General features: G+C 70.8%; 15 protein-coding genes. 8 read left to right on the forward strand and 7 right to left on the reverse strand.

The annotated features are described in order from the left end of the window. Positions 1-52: 52 nt before the first annotated feature. From A176_RS14055 to A176_RS14070, 4 genes are all read left to right on the forward strand, one after another. Positions 53-1267, forward strand: coding sequence for a vWA domain-containing protein (locus A176_RS14055; RefSeq protein WP_002640805.1), 1215 nt, complete (start codon positions 53-55; stop codon positions 1265-1267). Between the two features lie 143 nt (positions 1268-1410). Further along, entirely contained in the window at positions 1411-2289 is an 879-nt protein-coding gene (locus A176_RS14060; RefSeq protein ID WP_002640804.1) for an ImuA family protein, read from the forward strand. A gap of 8 nt (positions 2290-2297) precedes the next feature. Continuing rightward, entirely contained in the window at positions 2298-3818 is a 1521-nt protein-coding gene (locus A176_RS14065) for a Y-family DNA polymerase (RefSeq protein ID WP_002640803.1), read from the forward strand. Between the two features lie 54 nt (positions 3819-3872). Beyond that, positions 3873-4403: a hypothetical protein gene (locus A176_RS14070; protein ID WP_002640802.1), complete on the forward strand. Its 531-nt coding sequence runs from the start codon at positions 3873-3875 to the stop codon at positions 4401-4403. A 27-nt stretch (positions 4404-4430) separates the two neighbouring features. On the opposite strand, the gene A176_RS14075 is transcribed toward A176_RS14070, so the two are convergent. After that, a complete protein-coding gene (locus A176_RS14075; RefSeq protein ID WP_002640801.1) occupies positions 4431-4961 on the reverse strand; it encodes an FHA domain-containing protein in 531 nt (176 codons plus the stop codon). 101 nt (positions 4962-5062) lie between these two features. Between A176_RS14075 and A176_RS14080 the strand changes: the two genes are divergently transcribed. Beyond that, positions 5063-6040 (forward strand): NAD-dependent epimerase/dehydratase family protein, encoded by a 978-nt coding sequence (locus A176_RS14080; RefSeq protein ID WP_002640799.1) that lies wholly within the window; start codon positions 5063-5065, stop codon positions 6038-6040. Positions 6041-6058: 18 nt separating this feature from the next. Here A176_RS14080 and A176_RS14085 read toward each other — a convergent pair whose 3' ends face one another. The 4 genes from A176_RS14085 to A176_RS14100 all read right to left on the reverse strand — a co-directional run bounded on the left by A176_RS14085 (position 6059) and on the right by A176_RS14100 (position 9651). Further along, the gene (locus A176_RS14085; protein ID WP_002640798.1) at positions 6059-7129 is read right to left on the reverse strand and encodes a zinc metalloprotease; all 1071 of its coding nucleotides are present in this window, start codon (positions 7127-7129) and stop codon (positions 6059-6061) included. A 2-nt stretch (positions 7130-7131) separates the two neighbouring features. Continuing rightward, the gene (locus A176_RS14090) at positions 7132-7467 is read right to left on the reverse strand and encodes a hypothetical protein (RefSeq protein WP_002640797.1); all 336 of its coding nucleotides are present in this window, start codon (positions 7465-7467) and stop codon (positions 7132-7134) included. Positions 7468-7556: 89 nt separating this feature from the next. Beyond that, positions 7557-9059, reverse strand: coding sequence for an ATP-binding cassette domain-containing protein (locus tag A176_RS14095; protein ID WP_002640796.1), 1503 nt, complete (start codon positions 9057-9059; stop codon positions 7557-7559). Between the two features lie 217 nt (positions 9060-9276). Further along, a complete protein-coding gene (locus A176_RS14100) occupies positions 9277-9651 on the reverse strand; it encodes a hypothetical protein (protein WP_002640795.1) in 375 nt (124 codons plus the stop codon). Positions 9652-9756: 105 nt separating this feature from the next. Between A176_RS14100 and A176_RS14105 the strand changes: the two genes are divergently transcribed. The 3 genes from A176_RS14105 to A176_RS14115 all read left to right on the forward strand — a co-directional run bounded on the left by A176_RS14105 (position 9757) and on the right by A176_RS14115 (position 12215). Next, the gene (locus A176_RS14105; protein WP_002640794.1) at positions 9757-10473 is read left to right on the forward strand and encodes a helix-turn-helix transcriptional regulator; all 717 of its coding nucleotides are present in this window, start codon (positions 9757-9759) and stop codon (positions 10471-10473) included. 120 nt (positions 10474-10593) lie between these two features. After that, positions 10594-11448, forward strand: a complete 855-nt coding sequence (locus tag A176_RS14110; protein WP_002640793.1) for an NAD(P)H-binding protein — start codon at positions 10594-10596, stop codon at positions 11446-11448. An 11-nt stretch (positions 11449-11459) separates the two neighbouring features. Continuing rightward, positions 11460-12215 (forward strand): phytanoyl-CoA dioxygenase family protein, encoded by a 756-nt coding sequence (locus tag A176_RS14115; protein WP_002640792.1) that lies wholly within the window; start codon positions 11460-11462, stop codon positions 12213-12215. A gap of 58 nt (positions 12216-12273) precedes the next feature. On the opposite strand, the gene A176_RS14120 is transcribed toward A176_RS14115, so the two are convergent. Both A176_RS14120 and A176_RS14125 read right to left on the reverse strand, forming a co-directional pair. Then, positions 12274-13389, reverse strand: a complete 1116-nt coding sequence (locus tag A176_RS14120; RefSeq protein WP_002640791.1) for an SPFH domain-containing protein — start codon at positions 13387-13389, stop codon at positions 12274-12276. After that, positions 13377-13877 carry an NfeD family protein gene (locus tag A176_RS14125; protein ID WP_002640790.1) on the reverse strand — a complete coding sequence of 167 codons (501 nt, stop codon included), beginning with the start codon at positions 13875-13877 and terminating at the stop codon, positions 13377-13379. The genes A176_RS14120 and A176_RS14125 overlap by 13 nt, the downstream gene beginning before the upstream one ends. Positions 13878-13885 lie beyond the last annotated feature (8 nt).

The raw sequence follows: 13885 nt of genomic DNA on the forward strand, positions 1-13885 counted from the left end.
AGCATCTGACGCGGCGCCCCGCCGGGGTGCGCCGCCCTCACGGAGGCCCCCCATGAAGCTCCGCCACTGCGCCCCCTTGCTGCTGGTTCCGTCCCTGCTGTGGACGTCGTGCCGGTCGCCCGTCGACGAGCCCGGCTCCAACCTCCCTGGCAAGTGTGAGAGCGAGTCGCCCGTCATCGCGCCGCAGAAGACGGACATCCTCTTCGTCATCGACAACTCGGGCTCCATGGAAGAGGAGCAGGCCGCCATCGCCACGGAGCTGCCGGCGTTCCTGGAGGCGCTGAAGGAAGGCAGCGGCGTCTCGCAGGACTTCCGGGTGGGCGTCATCACGACGTCCGTGTACCGGCTCGCCAGGTTCCAGGGGCGGGAGAGCTTCATCGAGTACAACCGGGAATCGGGCCGGCTGCAGCCTGTCCCCGACGCGGCGGGCAACCCCACCGACGAGCGCTTCATCGACGGCACGGATCCGTACGTGCTGGAGAAGTTCCGCCGGCTGGTGATCCAGGGCACGGATGGCAGCGGGCAGGAGACGCCGCTCGAGGCGGTCCGACTGGCTGTCTCGGAGCCCCTGGTTTCGACCGCGCTGTCGGCGGGCGGCAACGCCGGGTTCCTCCGCGACGGCGCGCGGCTGCTGGTGGCGGTGGTGACGGACGAGGAGGACTGCAGCACCATGGCGCGGCCTCCTCCGGTCTGGGTGTCCGACGACACGTCCATCGACAACTGCAGCGAGCAGTCGCACCTGCTCACGCCTGTCGAGGAGTACTTCAACCTGTTCCAGCAGCTCCGGGATTCGAACGGTGCTTCGCGCCAGGTGCTCTGGGCCACGATTGGTCCGGTGGCGCTGTCCGACAAGCGGGCGGAGCTGATCCGCGACGTCACGCCCGACGGGACCTTCGTGCGCAACGTCGACTGCCCGACGTCCTTCGGGCCTGGCCACCGCCAGCGCGCGATGGCGGAGTCGTTTGACCGGAGCCTCGACAACCTGGACTCCATCTGCCGGGACAACTACCGCGACACGCTGCTGCGCATCGCGGAGCTGGCCACGGTGGCGCAGAGCATCGAAGTGGTGAACCTGCCCGACGCCCGGTTGGTCCAGGTGGAGTTGACGCGCGCGGATGACTCGGTGTCGCGGTGCTCCGTGGCCGGGGGCGACCTGCGCTACGAGGCGTCCACGGAGCGGTATCCGGCCCGCCTGTTCTTCCAGTCGAGCTGCCTGCGCCGCGCGGACGACAAGAAGGTGGAAGTGAAGGTCCTCTGCGCGGGCTGAGCCCCGACGAAAGCCCGCACCAGCGGGTCTGATCCACGCACCCACCGCCATGCGTCCCATGAAGGCGCATGTCAGACCTCCGAGGATAGTGGACGACCGCCCTGCCGGTTGTCCGGCTTCGGCGGGTCTGGCGAGGAGGCGAGATGAGCGCGGCGGAGCGGCAAGCGGAGGTGGGGCAGGGAACGGGCTCGGTCGTCGAGCAGCTCCGGGAGCGGATCCGCCAGTTGCAGGCGGCGCCCCGGCGCTACCTGGCGGTGTTGCGCACGGGCCTGGAGGCGGTGGACGCGCTGCTGCCCACGGGTGGCCTGCCGCTGGGCCAGTCGGTGGAGCTGTGCGGTGAGGCGGCCTCGGGGCGCACCAGCCTGGCGCTGCACGCGGTGGCGGCGGCGCATCGGGAAGCCCGGCTGTGTGCGTGGGTGGATGGCCCTCGGGAGCTCTACCCGCCGTCCGCCGCCGCGCTGGGCGTGGACCTGGAGCGGCTGCTCATCGTCCGGCCCAAGGCCCCGGAGCAGCGCATCTGGGCCGCGGTCCAACTGGCCCGCAGCGGGGCCTTCGCCTGTGTGGTGTTGGACCTGACGCGCGGGGTGTCGTCCAGTGAACGGGCCTGCCGGGTGTCTCCCGTGGAGGCGCGGAAGCTGGCGGACGCGGCGGCAAAGGGGGGCGGGCTGCTCCTGTTGCTCACCTCACCGGAGGCGCCCGCGGACGGAGTGCTGCGGCTGCGGACGGAGGCGCGGGACGCGGAGGGCTGGTCGGTGGAGGTGGTGCGCAGCCGGCAGGGCGGCGCGGGCGCGCGGGCGGTGCTGCCCTGGCATTCGCTGTACCCGTCGCTGGGGCTGGAGGGAGGCGGGCGGCTGCTGGACGTGGCGGAGGGGCTGGAGGACGCGACGCCCGACTTCCTGCGGGACACGTCCGGCGCGCTCCGCAACGGCCTGGGCATCCTGGGCCAGCGCCCTGGACGTGACGCGCCCATGCCGCCCATGCGCCATGGGTTGGACGCGGCCTTTCCGCCCCCGGCGCACTGAGGGCCGTCATGCGCAGGGCCTATCTGCACCTCACCCGCTTCCCGGTGCAGCGCCGGGTGGTGGAGTCGCCGGAGCTGGCGGGACGTCCCTTCGTCCTGGTGGAGGCGGTGCGTGGCCAGCGTCGGGTGGCCTTCGCCTCCACCTCGGCGTTGCGCGCGGGGGTGCGCCCGGGGATGACGTTGACGGCGGCCACCGCGCTGGAGCCGGTGCTGCGGCACTTTGACTACCGACCGGAGGAGGAGCTGCGCGCGTTGACGGCGCTGGGCGAGGCGCTGCTCCCGCTGGCGCCGGGCTTCCAGCTCTGCGCGCCGGACGGGCTTTGGTTGGACGCTGGCGCCGCGCACCTCTGCGGGGGCGAGGAGGCGCTGGGCACGCGGATGTTGGCGCTGTGCTCCGAGCTGGGTTACCGGGCGCACGTGGTGGTGGCGGAGGAGGCCTTCACCTCGCGCGCGGTGGCGCGGCATGGCGCGCGACGGGTGGAGGTGGTGGCCTCGGGAGAGAGCGCGCGGGCGCTGGCGCCGCTGCCCTTGTCCGCGCTGGAGGTCCGTGACAGCGCGGCCACGTTGTTCTCCGCGCTGGGATTCACCACGTTGGGGGACGTGGCGGCGCTGCCCGCGGGCGCGGTGGTGGCGCGGGCCGGTGCCGCCGGTACACGTGTCCAGGCGCGCTGCCGGGGCGAGGACGACACGCCCTTCGTGCCCGCGGTGCTGGAGTCCGTGCTGGAGGAGCGCGTGGTGCTGGACTTCCCCGCGGAGTCCTTCGAGCCGCTGCGCTTCGCGCTCAAGACGTTGATGGACCGGTTGGGCGCGCGCTTGTCCGGGCGGGGCCGCGCGGCGGTGCGGCTCACCTTCACCTTGAAGCTGGACCCCACGGGCCACCGGAGCGTGACGCTGACGCTGGCGCGCCCCACCGCGCGGGCGAAGCTGCTGCATGAGCTGGCGCGGCACCGGCTGGAGGAGCTGCGGCTGGAGAACCCGGTGGCGGAGGTGTCCGCCCGGGTGGACGAGCACTCCGAGGACGCGGGGCAGCAGCTCGTGCTGGGGGATACGCCGGAAGGCGACGCGGCGTTGGAGGTGGTTCTGTCCCGGCTGGCGACGACGTTGGGGGAGGAGTCGCTGTTCTCCGCGGGGCTGGAGGCGGTCCACCGGCCCGAGGCGGCGCATGGCACCCGGGCCTTCCGGCCTCCCGAGGCCCGGCGGGGATTGTCCGCGGACCTCCTGGAGGGCCATGCCCGTGCGGCGCCGGGGGCCGGAGCCGTCGTGCGTGAGCGGCCCTCCCGGCTGTTGGCGGAGCCCGCGTGTCTGGACGCGGAGGTGGCGGCGTCTGGCCGGCTGCTGGCCGCGCGCATGGGGGGACGGCGGCACCGCGTGACGGCGTTGGCGGGCCCGGAGCGGCTGGGCGGGGAGTGGTGGTCCGAGACGCCCTTCCAGCGGGATTACTACCGCGTCCACTTCGAGGGACTGGGGCCGGCCTGGGTGTTCCGGGACGGACGCGATGGACGTTTCTACCTCCAGGGACTGTTCGACTGAGGCCCGGTGGCCCTGCATAGTGGGCCCGTACCCCCGTCTCCCAGGTTTCCCGTCATGCGCGCCTTCCGTCCCGCGGTCGTCCTGCTCAGCCTCTTGCTCGCCTCGTGCGCCGCGCCTCAGGTCCGCCCGCCAGGGGCCTTGCGCAAGGTGGTGGTCGTGGTGGGCTCGCGCGTGGACTCGCTGCCGAGCTTCACGTACCGGCAGGACATGATGGGGGAGGGCAACCCCCGCTCGGTGCTCGTCAGCCAGGCGCAGGCCACGCTGCAGGAGCGCGGCTTCGAGGTGGTGGGCACGCGCATCTCCGCGGCGCCTGCGCCCTCCATCAACGAGGTGGTGGAGATGATTCGGGACAACGACGCGGAGGCGGGCGTGGTGGTGGTGCTCAACTGGGTGGACGTGACGTCCGCGCAGATGATGGGGCGCACGGAGGTGCTGATGGAGACGGGGGTGGTGGGACCCAATGGCCGGCTGCGGTGGAGCAACCCCACGCGCACCACCTCCATGATTGGCGTGTACCAGGCGCAGACGGACCTGCGCTCCTACCTGCGCAAGGCGGTGGTGGAGGCCATCCAGGCCATCCCCTGAGGAGGGCGGCCGGAAGCGCGGAGCGGCTCAGGGCGCCCGCTTCGGGCTCGCCAGGCGCAGGTGTTCGTAGACGGTCTCCGCGCGCAGGTAGAGGAACTGGGCGTCGCCGAAGGCCAGGGTGTCTCCGTCCTGGAGCTGCACCTGGGCGCGGTAGGCCAATGGGGCGCCGTTGATGAAGGTGCCGTTCATGGACTCGGCGTCGCGCACGGAGAAGCCGCCTCGGGTGGCGTTCCACCGCAGGGTGGCGTGGTGCTGGGACACGGAGGGGTCGGGCACCATCAGATCGCAGTCCTCGGTGCGGCCGACCGTCAACTCCTCGCCGTCCACGGAGGGCTGGAGGAAGTGGACCTCCAGGTTGTCGAAGTCGCGGAGCATGGCGAGCAGCCGCTCATCCATGTGCGCGCGGTGGGCCATGCCGACGGTGCGCGACGCCAGGCTGCCGTGGACCTGGGCGGCGAGCTCCACGGGCGGCTGGATGAGGGCCACCGGACCGGACGCAGCCCGGAACGCGTCCAGCGAGGCACTCGCGAAGGGGCGGAGCTGATTCACGGACACCATGAGGCCCACAACCCTACGTGCAGTTGGCGGGGACGGGAAGCGCCGCGTCCAGGTCCTCGGGCGTGGCATCCGGGTGGAGGGCATGGGAGCGTGGGGCGCACATGCGGGTACTCGTCACGGGAGCTGCGGGCTTCATTGGCCACCACGTCAGCGCACGGCTGCTGGCGCGGGGCGACGCCGTCATCGGGGTGGACAACCTGGACCCCTCCGGGGACGTGGCGCTGAAGCAGGCCCGTCTGGCGCGCCTGGGCACGCTGCCAGGCGCTTCCGGGTTCACCTTCCACCCGGTGGACATCACCGACGGCCCCGCGCTGCGAGCGCTCTTCGAGGCATCACCACCAGAGGCCGTGGTCCACCTGGCGGCGCGCGTGGGGGTGCGGCCCTCGGCGGGTGTCACCGCGCGGGACTACGTGAACAGCAACGTGTCGGGCTTCCTCCAGGTGTTGGAGCAGGCCGGCGCGGCCCGGGTGCGGCACCTGGTCTACGCGTCGTCCAGCTCCGTGTATGGCGCGGGCTCGGTGCCTCCGTTCCAGGAAGGCGCGGCGGCGGACCATCCGCTCAGCGTCTACGCGGCCACCAAGCGCGCGGATGAGCTGCTCGCGCACGCGTTCAGTCATCTGCACGGGCTGCCCACGAGCGGCCTGCGCTTCTTCACGGTGTACGGCCCGTGGGGGCGTCCGGACATGGCGCCGCTGCGCTTCCTCCGGGCCCTGCGGGAAGGCGCCGAGCTGGCGCTGCACGACGAGGGCCGGATGCAGCGCGACTTCACCCACGTGGAGGACGTGGCGGAGGCCGTGCTGCGGGTGCTGGACCGGCCGCCCTCGGGGGCACCCGCGTATCGCGTTCTCAACGTGGGGCGGGGCGAGCCCATCCCGGTCCGGGAGTTCCTGGCGGTGATGGAGCGGCGCCTGGGCACGCGGGCGAAGGTGCGTCCCACGCCCGCGCAGCCCGGGGAGATGGCGGCCACCTGGGCGGACCCGTCCGAGTTGGAGCGGCAGACGGGGTTCCGGCCGCGCATCTCCGTGGAGGAAGGGCTGGCCGGCCTGGTGGCGTGGTTCCTCCAACAGGCCGGTGCCTGAGGTGCGGCGTCCCCGGGCCTACAGCAGGGGCAGCCGCGTGGCGACGGGGGCGACCACCTGCTTCGTGAAGTCCGCGGGCGTGAGCACCTTCACCGTTCCGGCGTACGAATACGACCGGCCGAGGAAGTCCGAGTGGCTGAACTGGAGCGGATACGTCCCCGCGCCCAGCCAGGTGACGAGGCTGCTCGACGTGCTGTAGGTGACGGCGGACAGCTTCCAGGAGAACGCGGAGGCGGCGAAGGACAGGTTCGCGCCGCGGGCGCCCCAGGCCGAGGTGAGGTTGAGTGCCTCGGTGGTCCGGATGACCGTCCTGCCCATGAACTCGGCGACGCGGACCGGCTCGGGGTACATGATGTGCAGCGCCAGCGCGTCCCACGTGGAGGGGCCCGCGTGGCCGTAGTTGCCGTGGATGCCGCAGCCCAGGAACTCGTAGTGCATCACCGAGTACCTGTCGTAGGGCGTGATGAAGCCGCTGTTCGCGCCGCCGCCGTAACCCGAGGCGCTGCAGAGGCTGAAGTTGACGTCGTTGCGCTCGTGCTCGTGGCTCAAGCCCAGCGCGTGCCCGACCTCGTGCAGCGTGTGGTCCTTCCAGGGCACGCCGAGCGCGTCCGCGTCGTCACCGAGCTTCAGGTTGTGCCGGCAGCCCCGGTGCGTGGCGAGGTCGGCGGGCGAGTTGGACCAACTGCCGCCATGGCTGTTCTCGCCGTTGTAGTTGCCAGAGGCATTCAGGAACATCGGGCAGCCGTTGCCGGGGACCTGGCCCGAGAAGGGCGAGCTGGTGCCCGGTATCACGATGCGGATGTCGCCGCCGTGCCAGTGGTTGCCGTTGGCCAGGACGGTGGGCGCGGCGCAGGTGCCCAGGACGTTGAAACGGATGTTCGCGACGCGCTCGAAGTCGCGGATGTAATCAATCACCTGCTGCACGCGCGCGGGACGCGAGGTGAGCGCGTCACCGACGAAGCAGACGCTGGGCGTGCTGCTCTGGACGCCGGCGTACCAGTAGAGGGAGGCGTGGACGGGACGCGCTCCCAACGCGGCGGCGAGGAGGACGAGGCCCGTCCAGAGGCCCCGGAGGTTCAGGGCGCGCATCGTTACATCGCCGTCCAGTTGATGAGGCGGCAGTCGCTGGAGAGGCAGCCAATGGACGTGCCCGCGGTGGTGGACGGGTTGTAGTCCACGTGCAGCGTCCGGCCGCTGGCGAGCGCCGTGCTGAGCAGGCTGAGCGTGCGGTTCACGTGCGCCGTGTCGGCGGTGGAGAGCGCGAAGAACCAGATGCCTCCGGCGACGGAGGAGGCGCACCGCACGTGGATGCGGGTGGAGTACACGGCCACGCTGGTCGGGACGCACGAAGCGCTGTCCGCGAGCGCGGGCGCGGCAATGAGGCTCATCCCCAGGGCGAGGGCGGGAAACAGACGGGTGGTGTTCATCGGGGGCGTTCTCCAAGACACGAAAGGGGCGCGAAATTGCGCCGATTTCGGTCAGGAGAACGGACCCCCTTCGAATCCTTCGCCTGCTGCTATGCGGATGTCACCGCGACCTGTCCGTGCTCCACGCGCCACACCTCGGAGGTGCAGGCCTGGGCGAAGGCCGCGTCGTGGGTGACGAGCATCAGCGCGCCCGGGTACTCGCGAAGCGCGGCCTCCAGCCGTTCGATGGAGGGCAGGTCCAGGTGGTTGGTGGGCTCGTCCAGCACCAGCGCCCAGGCGTGTTGTCCCAGGCCCCGCGCGATGAGGAGCTTGCGGACCTCTCCCGGGGACGGTTGCTCCGATGCGAGCAGCCGCTCCGGGTCCACGCCAAGCGCCGCCACGAGTGACAGCACACGGCCTCGTTCCTCGGGCGGCAGCGCGCGCACCGCGTCCAGGTTGGCCCGGGCCTCCTCCTCGCTGACGTCCTGCGGCAGGTACAACACCCGCTCGAGCGGAATGCGCGCGTGCTCCAACAGCGCGCGCACCAGGGTGCTCTTGCCCGCGCCGTTGGGCCCTTCGATGCGCACGCGCGCCTCGCGGCTCACGGACAGGTTCACCGGCCCGAGCAGCTCCACGTCCCCCGCGCGCAGGCCGGGCACGTCCAACGTGAAGAGCCACGGGTTGGGGGCGCGCGCGTAATCCAAGAAGACGGAGCGGCCCACGGTCTTGTCCGCGGTGACGGTGCCCACGGCCTCGCTGACGCGCTCCAGCTCGCGCCGGGCGACACCCACGCGCCGTCCCGCGCCGGCCTCGGCCCAGCCGGCCACGACCTTGGCGCCCATGGAGCGCGCGTCGTTGTCGTTCTTGTTCTTCAATCGCTTGCGGGTGTGCCGCGCGGCATCCGCGGCCTGCTGTTCACGCCGGGCCTGGTCCAGGAGCTGGGCCGCGCGGCGTTGCTCCGCACGGGCTTGCTGGTGGGAGGCGAGCTCGCCCTCGCGCTCGGCTTCCCAGTGTCCCCGCGCGGCGGTGTAGGCGCCGGGCCACAGCCGGGCGCTCCCGTTGTGGACGCGGAGCGTGTTCGTGGTGAGGGACTCCAGCAGCTCGCGGTCGTGGGACACCACGATGCCCAGTCCCCGGAAGCGGCGCAGCGCGGAGACGAGCCACGTGCGGGCCTCCGCGTCCAGGTGGTTGGTGGGCTCGTCGAGCAGCAACAGGTGGGGCTCGGCGGCGAGGGCCGCGCCCACCTGCCACCGTTTGCGCTCACCGGGTGACAGCGTGGGCCAGCGCTCCAGGGCGGTGACGTCCAGACCGAGCTGGCCGTGCAGCCGCCGCGCGATGGAGTCCCACGACTCCGCGAAGGCGGAGATGTCGGGCGTGAGCGCCTCCACCTCCTGACGGCAGAGCCGGAGGGTGGGGGCCGTGGGGTCGAACTGGAGGTGTCCCTCGGTGGGCGTCAGCTCACCCGAGAGCAGACGGAGGAGGGTGGATTTGCCGGCGCCATTGGCCCCCACGAGCCCGGTCCAACCCGGGGGCAAGTGGAAGTCGACATCGGAGAAGACGGGAACGGCGTCGGAAAACGCGAACGAAACGCGGTGCGCGCGCACGGAAGGCATATGAGGAGACTCCTGAATCCAGGGCGCAAGCCAGCCCGAAGGCGGCTCAGCGCGAGAACGTCAAACGACCTTGGATTTCAGCGAAGCGTCCTCAAGGGTGCGGCGACCTCTGGTTGGGAGGGGGCGTCAATCCCTCCTGGTGATGGCTGCAATCTATGTCCAGGCGCGCGCCGGAATGCAACTCCCGCGTTCCGGCGCGGTGCCCGTGCGTCCTGAATCAACCCGCCGTGGAAGTCGCGAAGTTCCCCAACCGGCGCGACAGCCGCCACGCGCCGACGGAGGCAAGCAGGCCCCCTGACATGGCGAGCAGCAGGGCGAGCGCCACGTTGTGCAGCGCCTCGAAGGTGCCGGCGAAGAGGACACGCGGGCCTTCTTCCGACAGCGGGCCCGCATACGCGCTGAGCAGGGACATGATGCCGGTGGCGAAGCCGAGCGTACCGGCCATCAAGGTGCAGAGGCCGAGCGACAGCATCAGCGGCACGTAGCGCGGCTCGGGCCTGCGCGCGTATTGGACGCAGGTGGCGATGAGCGCGAGCCCCGCCAGCAACGTCGGGTACATCCCCCAGCCTCCCGCGATGAATGCGTCCTGCATGGTTCCCTCCATGTGGTGTGTCAGACGGGCTCAGACATCGCGGCGCATGGAAGGTTCCCGCGAAGCGGATAGGGTGCGCGCCATCCCTTCGCCTCGGGTGACGTCATGGACAGGATTCTTCGCCTCTTCGGGCTCATGGACTCGCTGCGGCGGCACCGGAGTGCCGTCACGGCGCAGGTGCTCGCGGAGGAGCATCAGGTCTCCATCCGGACCGTCTATCGCGACATCCAGATGCTGCAGGCGCTCGGGGCTCCCATTGGGGGCGAGGCGGGGTTGGGCTACGTGCTCCTCCCCGGGTTCTTCCTGCCGCCGCTGATGTTCTCCGTGGAGGAGCTGGAGGCGCTGGTCCTGGGGGCGCGTTGGGTCGAACAGCTTCCGGACTCGGAGCTGGCCTCGGCCGCGACCAATGCCCTGGCCAAGCTGAGCGCGGCGGTTCCGGAGGAACTCGCGGGGCGCATCGACGACACGGGCTTGTGGCCCGTCATGGAGCGTGGCGGCGCGAGGCCGTCGCCGCTGCTCGGGCTCGTGCGGCGCGCGATGCGCGAGGAGCGGGGGCTCTTCATGCGGTATCAGAATCAGTCGGGCGAGGTGTCGGAGCGCGTCGTGCTGCCCGTGCAGCTCGCGTACTTTCAGGAGCGGCAGGTCTTCGTGGCCTGGTGCTTCAAGCGGAATGCGTTCGCCCGCTTCCGCCTGGACCGGGTGCAGCACGCGGAGCTCTCCGAGCAGCGCTTCCACCGGCCCCGCGTCGAGCTCGCGCGGCAGTGGTTCGAGGAATTCGAGGCCCAGCTTGAACAGGCCCTGGACGACAAGGACGTGCCCTGACGCCGCCGGTGTGCCCAGGGGACGTCGGCTGCTGACACGTTCTGTCGCGGGGCCGCGTTATCCGGTTCGAGTGCCGCCCACGGAGGACGGGGGCGGCCTTCTCTCGACATGGAGCCTCCCATGAACACACCCCTCGAAAAGACGCCTCGCTCGCCTGGGCTCATCCTGGTCACCGGCGCCACGGGCAAGGTCGGCCGGCACCTCGTCCAACAGCTCGTCGCCGCTGGGCACCGTGTCCGCGCGCTGTCGCGGAGCCCCGCGCGGGCGAACCTTCCGCCGGAGGTCGAGGTCCTGCAAGGCGACCTGGCGGACGTAGGCTCCCTTGCGCGCGCGTTCGAAGGCGTGAGCGCCGTCCACCTCATCACCCTGGGCGGCGACAACGGCGAGTCGCTGACGAACGGGGACGACCTCATCCAGCTCGCCGAGAAGTCCGGCGTTCGCACGGCCACGGTGCTCGGCGGCTGGGATGAGACGTCCGTCGAGAGCGCCCTTCAAAAAAGCGCCATCGGGTGGACGCGGCTGGAGCCGGTCGAGTTCATGTCGAACGCGCTGGAGTGGGCGCCCGGCATCAAGGAAACGGGCGCCGTCCGGCAGCTCGCGGCGTGGCCCAGCGCCGTGGTGCACGAAGCGGACATCGCGGCGGTGGCGCTGGTCGCGCTGACGCAGGAGGGCCACGCGGGCAAGCGGTATCACCTGAGTGGTCCGCAGGCGCTCACCCCCGCGGAGCGCATCGCGCTCATCGCGAAGGCCGTGGGCCGCTCCATTTCCTTCGAAGCGCTCAACGAGGAGCAGGAGCGCGAACGGCTCCGCGCCAATGGTTACCCGGAGGACTACGTCGAGTTCGGCATCCAGCTCGCCACGAATCCCCCGGCGCAAGCGGCTGCGCTCGTCCCCACGGTGGAGCAGGTGACAGGTCGTCCCGGGCGCACCTTCGCGGCCTGGGCCATGGAGAACGCCCAGGCGTTTCGCGCGTAGAGGAGGCCGAGATGGACCTGCAAGACGACGAGGTCGCGCGGTACCAGCGTGAGGGCTTCCTGAAGGTGCCCCAGGTGTTGACGCCCGCGGAGGTCGCTGAGTGTCTCGAAGAGGGCACGGCGATGCTGCGGCGTCACGACACGCTCCGGTGGCCCTCCGAAACCGGGATGGTCATGGACTGGGTCGCCTCCCCACAGCTCGAAAGCGGAGCCTTCCGCCGCCTGGCGCTTCATCCCGTCATCACCGCCATCGCGGAGCGGTTGGCGGGCCGGCCGCTGCGCATGTTCAAGTCAGAGCTGCTGCGCAAGGCACAGGTGGGCTCCACGGTCACACCCCTGCACGCCGATGAAGGCGGACTGCCCATCAACGGTGTTCCCGTGACGCTCACCGCGTGGGTGGCGCTGGTGGATGTCCCTGAACCGCGTGGCTGTATGACCTTCTGGCCCGGTACCCACCAACTGGCGCTCCCGGATGATGGCGAGGCGTTGGAAACGCACCCCGAGGTGGCCTTCCGGCCTCGCGTCACGGTGCCGCTCCGAGCGGGGGACTGCACGTTCCATCACGCGAGGACGTTGCACGCGGCCCACGCGAACAGGACCGGCGAGACGCGCATCTCCCTGGCCACCGTCTACATGGACGTGGAGGCGACGTTCGACCCGGAGCGCCTCCTCTACAGCGAGGGGCTGACGGACGCGCTCTCCCTGCACCTGAAGGCACTGGGCGCGGGCCAGCCCCTGTCCAGCGAGTACTTCCCCAGGCTCCGCTGAAAAGACTCCGGCGCGCGGGAGTCCTCCCGCGCGCCGGATTCACACCCACGGGTGTGTCTCAGTCGTCGTTCGAGTCCACGAGGGGCCGCGGCGGGCGCCGCGCGGAGACCGCGGGGGTGCCGCCGGGCAGGGTGGCGTGCTCGGGGACCATCGTGTTCCGGGCCATGGCCTGGGCGCTCAGGCCCGCGGCGGTGCGGGGCTGCGGGGCCGGGGCGCGCTTGGCGGCGTTGTCGTCGCCCTGGGTGAAGACCTCCTTGAGCGCGGCGACGGCTCCCAGCGTGGCGGTGGCCTCGTAGGGGATGAACATCTTGTTGTCGCCCTTGCCCAGCTCCTGGAGGGTCTCCATGTAGCGCAGCGCGAGCACCTCGGGCGTGGCGCGGCCGGTGTGGATGGCCTCGAAGACGAGGCGGGTGGCCTCGGCCTTGCCTTCCGCCTGCAGCATGGTGGCGCGCTTGTGGCCCTCGGCGCGGGCCACCTCGGCGTCGCGTTCGGCCTCGGCGCGGAGGATGCGGGAGATCTTCTCGCCCTCGGCCTGGAGGATGGCGGCGGCCTTGTCGCCCTCGGCCTTGGTGACCTCGGCGCGGCGCTCACGCTCGGCGGTCATCTGCTTGGCCATGGCGGCCTTGATGGCCTGCGGCGGCTCGATTTCGCGCAGCTCCACGCGCGTCACCTTCACGCCCCACTTCTCGGTGGCTTCGTCCAGCACCATGCGCAGCTTGGTGTTGACCGTCTCGCGGCTGGTCAGCGTCTGGTCCAGCGTCAGGCCGCCCATGATGTTGCGCAGGTTCGTCATCGTGAGCTGCTCGATGGCGAGCGCGAGGTTCTCGATCTGGTAGAGCGCCTTCGCGGGCTCGACGATCTGGTAGTAGATGACCGAGCCGACCTCCATGTTCACGTTGTCATGCGTGATGACCTGGACGGTGTCGAAGCCCATGACCTGCTCACGCAGGTCCACCAGGTTGCTGCGCATGATGCGGTTGCCCGTACGCATCTCGATGGCGCGGGGCGAGTCCACGAAGGGGATGAGGTAGTTGAGGCCGCTGGTGGCGACGTTGTGGAACTTGCCCAGCCGTTCCACCACAAGGACCTTGGCCTGCGGAACGATGCGGATTCCCGAGCTGGCGATGCCCAGCAGGATGACCGCGAAGATGCCCAAAATCGTCAAGAATTCCATCCCGACTCCTCCTTCTTAGAGTCCCCCACGGGAACCGGCATTGACGCCGTTGGTCGGCGTACCCAGAGCTTGAGGCCTTCGATCTGTTCCACGGTGACCCGCTCACCCTCGGGCACCGGGCCCGACAGCCAGCGCGCCGTCCACAGCTCCCCGTTGATGCGCACCGTGCCCCCGTGCGACTCGCCCAGGGACTCCACCACCACCGCTTCCTGCCCGATCATCGCCTCGGTGCCTGTCTTCAAATGCGTGGCGTCCCGCATGAAAACGTTTTTGAAGAGGGTTCGCGAGGCGGCGAACAGGGCGCCGGAAATGGTGATGAACAGGAAGAGCTGACCGTGGAGGCCCAGGCCCAGGGCGGCGCCAATGGAGGCGGCCAGGGCGCCCACCGCGAACCACAAGACCATGAAGGTCGTGAGCTGAACCTCCAGCGCCCCCAGAAGGAGCGCCGCGACCAGCCAGAGCAGCCACGCGGTGGGAGTGAAGTCCATGCATCCTG

The sequence above is a fragment of the Myxococcus hansupus genome, assembly GCF_000280925.3.
Classification (GTDB): domain Bacteria; phylum Myxococcota; class Myxococcia; order Myxococcales; family Myxococcaceae; genus Myxococcus; species Myxococcus hansupus.